The organism is Bradyrhizobium sp. RDM12 (assembly GCF_051917485.1).
Classification (GTDB): domain Bacteria; phylum Pseudomonadota; class Alphaproteobacteria; order Rhizobiales; family Xanthobacteraceae; genus Bradyrhizobium.
Genome location: NZ_CM133064.1, coordinates 4,087,914 through 4,102,712, shown reverse-complemented (window position 1 = coordinate 4,102,712; position 14,799 = coordinate 4,087,914). Strand labels below are relative to the sequence as shown.

Here is a 14,799-nt window from a genome sequence, read left to right as displayed (position 1 = left end):
CCGACCTGTTCGGAATGGCGGTTCTCGGCGAAAAGATGGGCTGAAAGTGCATAACCGCTCCGCTTCCGCCCGCCACCGGGCGGTGCTATAGCGCGGGAGATTTCCACCGCGGCCGCCAAAGCGCCGTTCCCAAGAGGGCTTCCCCGATCATGGCAAAAATCAAGGTATCCAATCCCGTCGTCGAACTCGATGGCGACGAGATGACCCGGATCATCTGGCAGTACATCAAGGACAAGCTGATCAACCCGTTCCTGGATGTCGAACTGCAGTATTTCGACCTGGGCATGGAGTACCGCGACCACACCAACGATCAGGTGACCATCGACGCCGCCGAAGCCATCAAGAAGGTCGGCGTCGGCGTCAAGTGCGCCACCATCACCCCGGACGAAGCGCGGGTGAAGGAGTTCAACCTCAAGCAGATGTGGAAGTCGCCGAACGGCACCATCCGCAACATCCTCGGCGGCGTGATCTTCCGCGAGCCGATCATCTGCAAGAACGTGCCGCGCCTCGTCCCCGGCTGGACCAAGCCGATCATCATCGGCCGCCACGCCTATGGCGACCAGTACCGCGCCACCGACATCAAGTTCCCGGGCAAGGGCACCCTGTCGATGAAGTTCGTCGGCGAGGACGGCACCGTGATCGAGAAGGAAGTGTTCAAGGCGCCCGGCGCCGGCGTCGCCATGGAGATGTACAATCTCGACGATTCCATCATCGACTTCGCCCGCGCCTCGCTCAATTACGGCCTGCTGCGCAACTACCCGGTCTATCTCTCGACCAAGAACACGATCCTCAAGGTCTATGACGGCCGCTTCAAGGACATCTTCCAGGACATCTACGACCGCGAGTTCAAAAAGGAATTCGAGGCCAAGGGCCTGACCTACGAGCATCGCCTGATCGACGACATGGTGGCCTCGGCGCTGAAATGGTCCGGCGGCTATGTCTGGGCCTGCAAGAACTACGACGGCGACGTGCAGTCCGACACGGTCGCGCAGGGCTACGGCTCGCTCGGCCTGATGACCTCGGTGCTGCTCACCCCCGACGGCAAGACGGTCGAGGCCGAAGCCGCCCACGGCACGGTGACCCGTCACTACCGCGAGCACCAGAAGGGCAAGGAGACTTCGACCAACTCGATCGCATCGATCTTCGCCTGGACCCGCGGCCTGTCGCATCGCGCCAAGCTCGACAACAACGCCGAGCTGGCCAAGTTCGCGAACACGCTGGAGAAGGTCTGCGTCGACACCGTCGAGGAAGGCTACATGACCAAGGACCTCGCGCTGCTGGTCGGCGCCGACCAGCGCTGGCTGTCGACCACCGGCTTCCTCGATAAGGTCGCCGAGAATCTCACGAAAGCGTTGGCGGCGTAGGCCGACTTTCTCCTCGTCATTGCGAGTTGGGACCGGCTTGAGGAGCCGACGCGCGCTGAATGAAACTTTTCACGGGTGGGCGAAGGCGGTAGACTGGAGCGCCGTCGGCAAAGAGGTCGATTACTCTCTGGTGCGTGAGAGCCCGGTTGCGAGTTGGACCCGGGTTGCCTGGATGACCCACACTGGCGCGGAGGAGCCGCAAGGCTCTGGAGCACGCTTCCTAGCATTCTTTTCTGACAGGCGCCTGTGCCGCCGGCGCCAAATGTTGAGGAGAGAAGCATGGATATTTTGTACGAGCGGGTGGCAGGCCTGGACGTGCACAGGGACACGGTCGTGGCCTGTGTGCGGATCATGGTCGATGGCAAGGCGCAGCGGGAGTGCCGGACCTTTTTGGCCACGACGGAGCAGCTTGTGGAACTGCGAAGGTGGCTGGAAGAATGCCGGTGCACGCATGTGGCGATGGAGGCGACGGGAGTCTACTGGATGCCGGTGTTCCGGATCCTGGGCGAAGGCGCCTTTGACCTGATCATCGCCAATGCAGCGCACATCAAGAACGTGCCGGGACGCAAGACCGACATGAACGATGCGATGTGGATTGCCGATCTGTTGGCCTGCGGGCTGATCAAGGGCAGCTTCATTCCGGAGGAGGAGGTGCAGGAGCTGCGCGCGCTGACGCGGACGCGCAAGCAACTGGTGCGCGAGCAGACGCGGCACGTGCAGCGGATCGACAAGACGCTGGCGGAAGCCAACATCAAGCTCGGCTCGGTAATCTCCGACATCATGGGCGCGAGCGGGCGGCGGATCATCCAGGCGATGATCGAGGGCGTGCGGCAGCCGAACAAGCTGGCCGAGCTTGCCGGCAAGCAGATCAAGGCGTCGCCAAAGGAGCTTTACGATGCGTTGCACGGGCGCCTGACGGATCACCACCGCTTCCTGCTCGCGCTTCATCTGCGCCAATGGGATGGTCTGGATGAAACGATTCGCAAGCTCGATGCCGAAATCGCTCAGCGGATCGAGGGCATGGAAGCGGAAATCGATGGCGGCAAAACCCCCTTTCGCCACCTGATCGAATTGCTGACCACGATTCCCGGGGTCAGCGCAGTGGCGGCGCCAGCCATTCTGTCCGAGATCGGCGCCGACATGAGCCGTTTCCAGACCGCCGGCCATCTCGTCGCCTGGGCCGGACTGTGTCCCGGGCAGAACGAGAGCGCCGGCAAGCGCAAGTCCTCGCGCCTGCGCAAGGGGCACCGTGGCTCAAGACCATGCTCGTTCAATGTGCCTGGGCCGCCAAGCGCGCAAAGAACAGCTACTACCGAGCCCAATTCTTCCGCTTGCAGGCCAAACGCGGGCCGCAAAAAGCCATCTGTGCCGTCGCCGCCTCGATCCTCACCGCCATCTATCACATCCTCAAGAACGGCACGGAGCACCATGACCTCGGCGCCGACTACTTCGACCGCCGGCCCACCGAGGTCAAAGCAAGCCGACTGGTCGCACGTCTCAAAAGCTCGGCTTCGCCGTTCAACTCCAGCCCATAGCGGAGGCCGCCTGACGCCAAACGACCAACCGTTTCTTCCTAGCGCAGCGAAGCAATCCAGAATCCCGCCGCGGGCACAGTCTGGATTGCTCCGTCGCACCAGCGCAAAATTGCTTCGCAATTTTGTCGCGGGCTCCTCGCAATGACGAGACCTATGCTCGGGAACACATCATGCCGGCACTCAAGAGCCTAGCGCTTGCGATCTTCGCGCTGACAAGCACTTCCGCGTTCGCCGCCGACGCCCTCCCCGAGGCCATCGCCGCAGCCGGCGAGAGCGTCGTGCTCAGCGTCCACGCCGAGGGCGCGCAGGTGTATGAGTGCAAGGCCGGCGCCGACGGCAAGCTCGCCTGGGCGTTTCGCGAGCCGATCGCGACGCTGCTTGCCGATGGCAAGACCGTCGGCCGCCACTATGCCGGGCCGAACTGGGAGCATGCCGACGGTAGCGCCGTCGCCGGCAAGGCGATCGGCAACGCGCCGGGCGCCACCACTGCCGATATCCCCTGGCTGAAGCTGGAGGTCACCGCCCGCCGCGGCAGCGGCGTGCTGACGCCGGTCACCACGGTCCAGCGCATCAACACCCACGGCGGCAAGCTCGATGGCGCTTGCGACAAGGCGGGCGAGTTCAAGAGCGCGCCCTATTCGGCCGAGTACGTCTTCCTGAAGAAGCGCTGAGGAACGAGGCGCGGGGCTTTAAGCGCCCGCCATCGCTTTTTCGATCGCGGCGAGCGCCTCGGTCGCCTTGGCACCGTCTGGACCGCCGGCCTGCGCCATGTCGGGCCGGCCGCCGCCGCCCTTGCCGCCCAGCGCCTCGGAGGCGACGCGCACCAGGTTCACGGCGTTGAAGCGCGCGGTCAGGTCGGCGGTGACGCCGACCACGATGCCGGCCTTGCCGTCCTCGGTGACACCGACGATAGCGACCACGCCGGAGCCGATCTGCTTCTTGCCGTCGTCCGCCAGGCTCTTGAGATCCTTCATCTCGATGCCCTCGACCGCACGCGCCATCAGCTTGACGTTGCCGACCTCGCGCACGCCGCTGGCTGCGCCATTGCTGCCGGCGGCCGCGCCGCCGCCCATCGCGAGCTTCTTGCGGGCGTCGGAGAGCTCGCGCTCGAGCTTCTTGCGCTCCTCCATCAGCGCGGCGATGCGCGCCGGGACGTCGTCAATGGAGGTGCGCAGCTCGTTGGCCGCAGTCTTCGCCAGCGCCATGCTCTCGTTCGCATGTTTTCGCGCGTAATTGCCGGTCAGCGCCTCGATGCGGCGCACGCCCGAGGCCACCGCGCTCTCGCCCGTCAGCGTGATCAAGCCGATATCGCCGGTGCGCCGCACATGCGTGCCGCCGCAGAGCTCGACCGACCAGCCGAGCGCGTTGGCGCCGCGCTCGCGCGCGGTCTTGCCCATCGAGACGACGCGAACCTCGTCGCCATATTTCTCGCCGAACAGGGCGCGCGCGCCGGCCTCGCGCGCTTCGTCGACGCCCATGACGCGGGTGGTGACCTCGTCGTTCTCCAGCACCACGTCGTTGGCGATGTCCTCGACGCGGGCGAGCTCCTCCGCCGTGATCGGCTTCGGATGCACGAAGTCGAAGCGCAGACGATCCGGCGCGACCATCGAGCCGCGCTGGGCGATGTGATCGCCGAGCACCTGGCGCAGCGCCTCGTGAATGAGATGCGTCGCCGAGTGATGCGCGCGGATCGAGGAGCGTCGGCCGTGATCGACCTCGAGCTGCAGCGCGGTGCCGACCTTCAGCTCGCCACTTTCCAATGTGCCGACGTGAACGAAGAAATCGCCGAGCTTCTTCTGCGTATCGGTGACGCGGAACTTGATGCCGCCCTCACCTGTCAGCACGCCGGTGTCGCCAACCTGGCCGCCCGACTCCGCATAGAACGGCGTCTGGTTGAGCAGCAGCGCGCCGGTGTCGCCGGCCTTGAGGCTCGCGACTTCCCGGCCGTCCTTGACCAGCGCCGACACCACGCCTTCGGCGCTCTCGGTCTCGTAACCCAGAAATTCGGTGGCCCCGAGTTTTTCGCGCAGCGGGAACCAGATCGCCTCGGAGGCCGCTTCACCGGACCCCTTCCAGGACTCGCGCGCTTTGGCCTTCTGGCGCTCCATCGCGTCGGTGAAGGCGGACTGGTCGACGCCGATGCCGCGCGACTTCAGCGCGTCCTGCGTCAGGTCCAGCGGGAAGCCGTAGGTATCGTACAGCGTGAAGGCGACGTCGCCGTCGAACATGTCGCCCTTCTTCAGGGACGCGCTCTTCTCGTCGAGGATGGCGAGGCCACGCACCAGCGTCTTGCGGAAGCGGGTCTCTTCCAGCCGCAGCGTTTCCTCGATCAGATTTTCCGCGCGCATCAGGTCGGGATAGGCCTGGCCCATCTCGCGGACCAGCGCCCAGACCAGGCGGTGCATCAGCGGCTCTTGCGCACCGAGCAGCTGCGCATGGCGCATCGCGCGGCGCATGATCCGGCGCAGCACATAGCCGCGGCCCTCGTTCGAGGGCAGCACGCCATCCGCAACGAGGAAGGCCGAGGAACGCAAATGGTCGGCGATGACGCGGAACGAGGCGACCGTCTGCTCGTTCGGTCCGCTGCCGAGCGCGGACGACGTCGCATCGATCAGGTGACGGAACAAATCGGTCTCGAACACGCTGTCGACGCCCTGCATGATGCAGGCCATGCGCTCCAGGCCCATGCCGGTGTCGATCGAGGGCCGCGGCAGATCCACGCGCTCCTCTTTCGTCACTTGCTCGTATTGCATGAAGACGAGGTTCCAGAATTCGAGGAAGCGATCGCCGTCCTCCTCGGGAGAGCCCGGAGGGCCGCCCCAGATGTGGTCGCCGCGGTCGATGAATATCTCCGAGCACGGGCCGCACGGACCGGTGTCGCCCATCGCCCAGAAATTGTCCGAGGTCGGAATGCGGATGATGCGGTCGTCGCTGAACCCGGCGATCTTCTTCCAGAGCCCGTGCGCCTCGTCGTCGGTGTGGTAGACGGTGACGAGCAGCTTGTCCTTCTTCAGCCCAAACTCGGTCGTGATGAGCTTCCAGGCCAGCTCGATCGCGCGCTCCTTGAAATAGTCGCCGAACGAGAAATTGCCGAGCATCTCGAAGAAGGTGAGATGGCGCGCGGTGTAGCCGACATTGTCGAGGTCGTTGTGCTTGCCGCCGGCGCGCACGCATTTCTGCGACGTGGTGGCGCGCTGATAGGGCCGCTTCTCGACGCCGGTGAAGACGTTCTTGAACTGCACCATGCCGGCATTGGTGAACATCAACGTCGGATCGTTGCGCGGCACCAATGGCGAGGACGACACGATCTCGTGGCCGTTCTCGGCAAAGAAGTTCAGAAAGGTCGACCTGATCTCGTTGACGCCGCTCATGTTCATCCAATCGGGTGTGCTTGGACCCGCTGACTTGCCATCCAAACCGGTGATTTGGGCTGATATCTGCGGGCCAAAGCGCTTTTAGACAAGGCCAGCTTCGCTGTCCAGAAACTGTGCAGACAGATCAGAGGCTTGCCGCAGCCGCGCAATCCCCGTTGCAATCCCGTTGAAAGCCGCAAAGGGCGCGTTGACAGGCTTGGCCGGGCTGTGGTCTCTACCCATCTGTATCGTACGGCCACGTCGGGAGAGACCGGCTTCACTGCCGGCGCCGAAGGAGCAACCGCCCCGGAAACTCTCAGGCAAAAGGACCGCGTGGCTTTGACGACATCTGGAAAGAGGCGCCGGCGGGCTTAAGGCCCGGACTGCGTCCGCCGACGGGATAATACTCTCAGGCACAGCGACAGATGGGGCTTCGACTGGTGTCCGCCGGGGAATCATCTCCGGGGAACCGCCGAGGGCCCCTGTGATGCCAGTGCGCGACGACCGAGAGTCCCTTAGACGTACCCCTCTTTACGACCTGCATGTGTCGCTTGGCGGCAAGATGGTGCCGTTCGCGGGTTATGACATGCCCGTGCAGTACCCCGCGGGCGTCCTCAAAGAGCACCTCCATACCCGCAATTCCGCTGGCCTGTTCGACGTCTCCCACATGGGCCAGATCGCGCTTCGGCCGAAATCCGGCAGGATCGAGGACGCCGCCCGCGCGCTGGAGCGGCTGGTGCCGCAGGATATTTTGGCGATTGCACCGGGCCGGCAGCGCTACGCCCAGTTCACCAATACGGATGGCGGCCTTCTCGACGATCTGATGGTCGCCAATTTCGGCGACCACCTGTTCCTGGTCGTCAACGCCGCCTGCAAGGCCGAGGACGAGGCGCATCTGCGCGCCAATCTTTCGGACGCCTGCATCATCGATGCGCTCGCCGATCGCGCGCTGATCGCATTGCAGGGCCCGAAGGCCGAAGCCGCACTGGCGAAATTGTGTGCAGAGGCCCCCGCTATTAAGTTCATGGATGCCGGTCCGCATGAAGTCGCCGGGCTTGCCTGTTTCGTCTCGCGCTCGGGCTACACCGGCGAGGACGGTTTTGAGATTTCGGTGCCCGCTGCAGATGCCGAACGGCTCGCCAAGACGCTGCTGGAAAATCCCGATGTGATGCCGATCGGCCTCGGCGCCCGCGACAGCCTGCGGCTGGAAGCCGGGCTCTGCCTCTATGGCCACGACATCGACACCGCGACCACGCCGGTCGAGGCTGCGCTGGAATGGTCGGTGCAGAAAAAGCCGCCGCAGCGGTGGCGCCCGCGCCGGCGGCTTTCCCGGCGCCGAAAAGATCCTCGCTCATTTCGATCATGGCGCGAGCCGCCGCCGCGTCGGCTTGCGCACTGAGGGTCGCGCGCCGGTGCGCGAAGGCGCGCTGCTATTTACCGATAGCGCAGGCGGCGAGCCGATCGGAAAGGTCACCTCGGGCGGTTTCGGCCCGAGCCTGAATGCGCCGGTCGCGATGGGCTATGTGCCCACAGGCCTGAGCGCGCTCGACACAAGACTCTTTGCCGAGGTGCGCGGGCAATTTCTGCCCCTCACCGTTGCCGCGATGCCCTTCGTGAAAAACACCTACAAACGCTGAGGACTTCAGAAAATGACCACGACGCTGTACACCACCGACCACGAATGGCTCGCGATCGACGGCGATGTCGCGACCGTCGGCATCACCGATTACGCGCAGTCGCAGCTCGGCGACGTCGTGTTCGTCGAACTGCCCAAGCTCGGCCGCGTCCTCAAGAAGGCGGAAGCCGCCGCCGTCGTGGAATCGGTGAAGGCCGCCTCCGACGTCTACGCGCCCGTGACCGGTGAGGTGCTGGAGACCAACCCGGATCTCGCGAGCGAGCCGGCGCTGGTCAACTCGGATGCGCAAGGCAAAGCCTGGTTCTTCAAGATCAAGATTGCCGACAAGAGCGAGCTCGGCGGCCTGATGGATGAAGCCGCCTACAAGGCACATACGGCGTGAGATGATGAGGACAGCCGCTCCATACACAGTGTCATCACCCGCGAAGGCGGGTGATCCAGTACGCCGCGGCTTCTCGGTTCAAGCACTACTGGCTGCGTTTACTGGATGCCCCGCCTTCGCGGGGCATGACGGCGACAGCGAAATCTAGCGAGGACCCATGATGACCGCGCACCGCAAATCCAATGGCGACACCGCCACTTTCGTACGCCGCCACATCGGCCCGTCGGCGCGCGATGTCAGCGCAATGCTCGAAACGGTCGGCGCAAAAAGCATCGACGCGCTGATCGCGGAGACGCTGCCCGCCTCGATCCGGCAGGCCGCCCCGCTCGATCTCGGCAAGCCGTTGAGCGAGACCGAGGCCATCGCGCATATGGCCGAGCTCGCGCGTCAGAACCAGGTCTTCACCTCGCTGATCGGCCAGGGCTATTCCGGCACGATCCTGCCCGCGGTGATCCAGCGCAACATCCTGGAGAATCCGGCCTGGTACACCGCGTACACGCCTTATCAGCCCGAAATCAGCCAGGGCCGGCTGGAAGCGCTGTTCAACTTCCAGACCATGATCTGCGACCTTACCGGGCTCGACGTCGCCAACGCCTCGCTGCTCGACGAGGCCACTGCCGCGGCCGAAGCCATGGCGCTCGCGGAGCGGCACTCGCGGGTCGAGGCGAAAGCCTTCTTCGTTGACAAGGACGTCCACCCGCAGACCTTGGCGGTGATGCGCACCCGTGCCGAGCCGCTCGGCTGGTCGCTGGTGGTCGGCGACCCTCACCGATCTGGACGAGGCCGACGTGCTCGGTGCACTGCTGCAATATCCGGGAACATCGGGCGCGGTGCGCGACCTCAGGCCCGCGATCGCCGCGCTGAAGGCCAGGGGCGCGCTTGCAATCGTTGCCGCCGATCTGCTGGCGCTGACGCTGCTGGCCTCGCCCGGCGAACTCGGCGCCGACATCGCGATCGGCTCGGCACAACGCTTTGGCGTGCCGATGGGCTATGGCGGCCCGCACGCCGCCTACATGGCGGTGCGCGATGCGCTGAAGCGCTCGCTGCCCGGCCGCATCGTCGGCCTCTCCGTGGACTCGCGCGGCGCGCCCGCCTATCGGCTCGCGCTGCAGACCCGCGAGCAGCACATTCGCCGCGAGAAGGCGACCTCCAACATCTGCACCGCGCAGGTGCTGCTCGCCGTGATCGCCGCGATGTATGCGGTCTATCACGGCCCCGAAGGGCTGATCCAGATCGCGCGCAATCTGCATCGCCGTGCCGCCGTGCTCGCGAGCGGCCTGCGCAAGCTCGGCTTTGCTCCGACCAGCGACGCCTTCTTTGACACGCTCAGCGTCGAAGCCGGCGCTAGGCGCGCCGAGATCATCGCACGCGCGGCCGCAGAGAAGATCAATTTCGGCGTCGGCGAGAGCGCGTTGCGCATTGCGCTCGACGAGACCACCACGCCCGCCACCGTCGAAGCGGTCTGGCGCGCCTTCGGCGGTCAGCTTTCCTACGCCGAGATCGACGCCGCCACGCGCGAAGCGCTGCCGGAGGCGCTGAAGCGCACCACTGCGTTCCTCACCCACCCGGTGTTCCACGCCCATCGCTCGGAAACCGAGATGCTGCGCTACATGCGCAAGCTCAGCGATCGCGACCTCGCGCTCGACCGCGCGATGATCCCGCTCGGATCCTGCACCATGAAGCTGAACGCGACCACCGAGATGATGCCGCTGACCTGGCCGGAATTCGCTTCCTTGCACCCGTTCGCCCCGCGCGAGCAGGCCGCCGGCTATCACGCCCTGTTCGCGCGGCTGGAGAGGTGGCTGTGCGACATCACCGGCTATGACGCGATCTCGCTGCAGCCGAACTCGGGCGCGCAGGGCGAATATGCCGGCCTGCTCGCGATCCGTGGCTATCACGCCGCGCGCGGCGAGACGCATCGCAAGATCTGCCTGATCCCCTCCTCCGCCCACGGCACCAATCCGGCCTCCGCCGCGATGGTCGGCATGGACGTGGTGGTGGTCGCCTGTGAGGCCAACGGCGACGTCGACGTGAATGATCTCCGCGCCAAGGCGGAGAAGCATGCGAACGAGCTTGCCGCGGTCATGATCACCTATCCCTCGACCCATGGCGTGTTCGAGGAGCACATTCGCGAGATCTGCGACATCGTGCATGGCCATGGCGGCCAGGTGTATCTCGACGGCGCCAATCTCAACGCGCAGGTCGGCCTGTCCAGGCCCGGCGACTACGGCGCCGATGTCAGCCATCTCAATCTGCACAAGACCTTCTGCATCCCGCATGGCGGCGGCGGCCCCGGCATGGGCCCGATCGGCGTCAAGGCACATCTCAAGCCGTTCCTGCCTGGTCATCCCGCGACAAGCGCCGATGCACCGGTTGGTCCAGTGTCGGCCGCACCGTTCGGCTCGGCCTCGATCCTCACCATCTCCTACGTCTACATTTTGATGATGGGCGGCGAAGGCCTGAAGCGCGCCACCGAGATCGCGATCCTCAACGCCAACTACATCGCAGCGTGCCTCGATGCGCACTTCCCGGTGCTCTACAAGAACGAGAAGGGCCGCGTCGCCCATGAGTGCATCGTCGATCCCCGGCCGTTGAAGACGACGTCCGGCGTCACCGTCGATGACATCGCAAAGCGCCTGATCGACCACGGCTTCCATGCGCCCACCATGAGCTTTCCGGTGCCGGGTACGCTGATGATCGAGCCGACCGAGTCGGAATCCAGGGCCGAGCTGGATCGCTTCTGCGATGCCATGATCGCGATCCGAAAGGAGATCGCCGAGGTCGAAGCCGGCCGTTTCAAGATCGAAGCGTCGCCCTTGCGTCACGCTCCGCACACCGTGCACGACATCGCCGACGACGATTGGAAGCGCGCCTACACCCGCTCCGAGGGCTGCTTCCCCGCGGGCTCCTCGCGCACCGACAAATACTGGTGCCCGGTCGGACGCGTCGACAACGTCTACGGCGACCGCAATCTGATGTGCTCGTGCCCGCCGGTGAGCGATTACGCGGAAGCCGCGGAGTAAGACGCGACGGAGGTGTCGTAGGGTGGGCAAAGCGAAAGCGTGCCCACCACCTCCGTGCACGTTGAGATATGGTGGGCACGGCGCTTCCGCGCCTTTGCCCACCCTACGCTCCTAGATGAAGGTAGGGAACCGAAAGTCCCGGAATTGGCTCGCGGCTTGTTCCAGAGCAGCTAGCGCAACTCTTCGAAGTTATCGTGGTTTGACCCGCAACCGCCGCCCTCGACCAGGGCGTCGGCGGCAAACTTATCCAAGATGAAACACCATCGCCTATTTTTTTCTTCGCCGCCGTGCCGGCAGCCGTCACAGGGATGACCGTCGTGCCACTCTGCTTCGAAATCGAAGGTTGCCCCGTTGCCTTCCCTTTCAGGATGTAAGCGCACGTGGCATTCGTCGCAAACGGCGACAAGCTCAAACATAAACTCTTCGAAAATGTGCTCGTAGGTCTGATGGTGGACCTGTGTTGCCTTGCGCTCTAAGCACCCTTCACAGAAGCCATTAGCTCGCCTCATCACCTTCGCACGCTTGGCTTGCCATTCCGGCGAATTTAAATAGGCGTCGTACTTTCGCCCGAATATCCCTTCGTGCTCTTTCTGTTTGCGAACATGTTTTTGATAGATCGCTTCAAGCGCCGCACTCCGGCTTGCGACGTAACGATCTTCTTGCCCTTCCGTCCAAGCCGGGCAATCTTTTAGATCAGGCGTTTGCTTTATCGCCGAACCGACTGACGTTCCGCACGCACTACATTGTCGTTGGAGGAGAAACGCGCCGCCTCGGTTCTTGCGCCGTCGAATCTCTGTTTGCGCATGATTGCAATTTGCTCGACCGTGCACCTCGATCTCGGTGAGCAGTTCGTCCGTGTAATCGAGATAGTAAGGCCTGCCGGTATCCTGATCGATGACGCGCCGCATCTTTTTAATCGTCCCTAGTCCCGCTCAGTCGCTACAGCATTGGTCGTTGCTCGGCGACGCCTGCTCGCTCTAGCCATTCACTTGCAGTCCGACATGGATCGGAATCAGAAAGTGCATCCGAGGCGAATTGGTCGAATGCACCGGACTTGTAACGTGCTCGCAGATGCCCGAGTGATCTACCTATTGATTGGGCGGAAGCAAAATACAGCTTCCAATCTGGCTTGCCCTGATCATTTGGGCCGATAAGCCATGACATTTCCGCCACTTTGTCGTCTGCAAGGTGCGCTGCGCGATGCATGTGATTCTCAGCCGCTTGGCTAGGCCGCTTCCATTCATCCAGTCGCTTTTTTCGATAGTGACGACTTTCTCTGGCGTGTATAACGGCGCAGGCGGCCTAGTCAGGCTTAGCGCACGATGGCTCTCGCGCCAATGTTCGACGCGATGGCAAAGTTGGACAAGTTGCCTAAAGGCTGTCCACATCTGATCCGAGACGCCGGCTTGATCAAAGCGCGTCCAATCAATTGTCGGATGCCAATATTCCAAAACGTCCATTCGCTGCTACTCCATCATGTCCATCGTGCGCGGAGCAAACAAGCCGTAGCTCGGCCATCGCCGTGAGGAACAGCGGAGTGTCCGTGTTCGGAATATATCAAGAAGATTTGGTGGGCGGCCGGTGGTCCCATACTCAACGTTCGTCCCCCACGCGTAAAAATGAAACGGGCGCTGACGACGTCGGCAACTCAACGTCCTCAGCGCCCGCTCCTCGCGAAAAACTCTAGAGCATGATCCGGAAAAGTGTGCAGCGGTTTTCCGAAAAGATCACGCTCAACAACAAGCTAAGGTTTACTCGTCCGCCGGCTCCTCGCCGTCGGCATCGCGCTCGGGGGCGCCGGCGAGAATCTGCTCGGCGATCAGGCCGGAGTTCTGGCGGATCGAGGTCTCGATCTTGCTGGTGATATCGGGATTGGCCTTCAGGAACGCTTTCGAGTTCTCGCGGCCCTGGCCGAGGCGCTGGCTGTCATAGGAGAACCATGCGCCGGACTTTTCCACGATGCCGGCCTTGACGCCGAGATCGAGGATCTCGCCCATCTTGGAGACGCCCTCGCCGTACATGATGTCGAATTCGACCTGCTTGAAGGGCGGTGCCAGCTTGTTCTTCACCACCTTGACGCGGGTGGTGTTGCCGACCACTTCGTCGCGCTCCTTGATCGCGCCGATGCGGCGGATGTCGAGGCGGACGGAGGCATAGAATTTCAGCGCATTGCCGCCGGTCGTGGTTTCCGGCGAGCCATACATCACACCGATCTTCATGCGGATCTGGTTGATGAAGATCACCATGGTGTTGGACTTGTTGATCGAGGCCGTGAGCTTGCGCAGCGCCTGGCTCATCAACCGCGCCTGAAGTCCCGGCAGCGCATCGCCCATTTCGCCCTCGAGCTCGGCCTTCGGCACCAGCGCTGCGACCGAATCGACCACCAGCACGTCCACCGCACCCGAGCGCACCAGCGTGTCGCAGATTTCCAGCGCCTGCTCGCCGGTGTCCGGCTGCGAGATCAGAAGCTCGTCGATATTGACGCCCAGCTTGCGCGCATAGACCGGGTCGAGCGCGTGCTCGGCGTCGATGAAGGCGCAGATACCACCCTTCTTCTGGGCTTCCGCCACCGTGTGCAGCGCCAGCGTCGTCTTGCCCGAGGATTCCGGCCCGTAGATCTCGACGACGCGCCCCTTGGGCAGGCCGCCGATCCCGAGCGCAATGTCGAGCCCGAGGGAGCCGGACGACACTGCCTCGACATCCATCGAGCGATCGTTCTTGCCGAGCTTCATCACCGAGCCCTTGCCGAACTGGCGCTCGATCTGCGAGAGCGCGGCGGCGAGAGCTTTACTCTTGTCCATGGAAGATCCTTCGACGATACGCAGGGCAGTGGTGGACATCGGGTCGTGCTCCTTATGGCGAGGATTCGGGTGCGGGACAAATGATTGGCGCAGCGGGTCGTCGATAAAAACAATGTACTCTATTTGTTCTCGGTTCGCAATATGTTCTTTTGGAGAGTGGGCCGATTTTGTCCCCGGAGGTCTCCCATTTCGAATTTGTGAGTGTGCCCAGAGCGCCGGAAGGCCCATGCTCGATGCATGGTCATCAATGTCCTCAAGCTGGTCGCCTCGGCGGGGCTTGTGCTCGTCACAGGCGGGGTTTGGCCAGATCCTCGCTATGGAGCCGCCATTTCCATTGGCCTGTGCGTCGGGGCCGCCGTTGCCCTTCATTTCGCAGCGCCCTGAAAGCCTCCTCAATTGGCAGAGGCCGGCCGCTTCGCGTCCCCAAGAATCAGCAGCGCCAGAGGCGCGAGGGGGCCGACCGCGGCGGCGATCCGGCAAACGCCAGGCGAAACCGGCTGTAGCCTACTGTGCATGGGGTTGTTTTCGCGCTTTGCTTGGCGTGTGCCGCCAAAGCCGCCTCTCACATCAGCGCCAGCAGCACGATGCCGATGACCAACACCACGAAGCCAGCCGCCGTCGCGGCGGCGAATGACCGCTCTACCTTGTCCATGATGCCACCCCGCTAGCGGCGCGCCACGTTTCCCCATGGCTTCGCCGTGCCCG

6 protein-coding genes, 3 pseudogenes and 1 riboswitch are annotated in these 14,799 nt (G+C 63.7%); of the genes and pseudogenes, 6 read left to right on the top strand and 3 right to left on the bottom strand.

The genetic code is table 11. The features are described 5' to 3' along the window. Positions 1-149 precede the first annotated feature (149 nt). The 3 genes and pseudogenes from ACTGJ9_RS19750 to ACTGJ9_RS19740 all read left to right on the top strand — a co-directional run bounded on the left by ACTGJ9_RS19750 (position 150) and on the right by ACTGJ9_RS19740 (position 3,570). Positions 150-1,364, top strand: coding sequence for an NADP-dependent isocitrate dehydrogenase (locus ACTGJ9_RS19750; protein WP_456672489.1), 1,215 nt, complete (start codon positions 150-152; stop codon positions 1,362-1,364). Positions 1,365-1,643: 279 nt separating this feature from the next. After that, positions 1,644-2,913, top strand: a pseudogene (locus tag ACTGJ9_RS19745) (IS110 family RNA-guided transposase). A gap of 156 nt (positions 2,914-3,069) precedes the next feature. After that, positions 3,070-3,570: a DUF3455 domain-containing protein gene (locus tag ACTGJ9_RS19740; RefSeq protein ID WP_456672488.1), complete on the top strand. Its 501-nt coding sequence runs from the start codon at positions 3,070-3,072 to the stop codon at positions 3,568-3,570. Between the two features lie 18 nt (positions 3,571-3,588). Here ACTGJ9_RS19740 and alaS read toward each other — a convergent pair whose 3' ends face one another. After that, positions 3,589-6,270, bottom strand: a complete 2,682-nt coding sequence (alaS, locus tag ACTGJ9_RS19735; RefSeq protein WP_456672487.1) for an alanine--tRNA ligase — start codon at positions 6,268-6,270, stop codon at positions 3,589-3,591. Between the two features lie 234 nt (positions 6,271-6,504). Continuing rightward, positions 6,505-6,593, top strand: a riboswitch (glycine riboswitch). A gap of 146 nt (positions 6,594-6,739) precedes the next feature. On the opposite strand from alaS, the pseudogene gcvT reads away from it, so the two are divergent. The 3 genes and pseudogenes from gcvT to gcvP all read left to right on the top strand — a co-directional run bounded on the left by gcvT (position 6,740) and on the right by gcvP (position 11,293). Then, a pseudogene (gene gcvT, locus ACTGJ9_RS19730) lies at positions 6,740-7,889 on the top strand (glycine cleavage system aminomethyltransferase GcvT). A 12-nt stretch (positions 7,890-7,901) separates the two neighbouring features. Further along, entirely contained in the window at positions 7,902-8,270 is a 369-nt protein-coding gene (gene gcvH / locus ACTGJ9_RS19725; protein ID WP_456672486.1) for a glycine cleavage system protein GcvH, read from the top strand. 160 nt (positions 8,271-8,430) lie between these two features. Continuing rightward, positions 8,431-11,293 (top strand): annotated as a pseudogene (gene gcvP / locus ACTGJ9_RS19720) (aminomethyl-transferring glycine dehydrogenase). A 170-nt stretch (positions 11,294-11,463) separates the two neighbouring features. Here gcvP and ACTGJ9_RS19715 read toward each other — a convergent pair. Together ACTGJ9_RS19715 and recA are read right to left on the bottom strand one after the other, a co-directional pair. Then, positions 11,464-12,201, bottom strand: coding sequence for a hypothetical protein (locus tag ACTGJ9_RS19715; protein WP_456672485.1), 738 nt, complete (start codon positions 12,199-12,201; stop codon positions 11,464-11,466). A gap of 843 nt (positions 12,202-13,044) precedes the next feature. Next, a complete protein-coding gene (gene recA / locus ACTGJ9_RS19710; RefSeq protein ID WP_456672484.1) occupies positions 13,045-14,133 on the bottom strand; it encodes a recombinase RecA in 1,089 nt (362 codons plus the stop codon). Between the last annotated feature and the right edge of the window lie 666 nt (positions 14,134-14,799).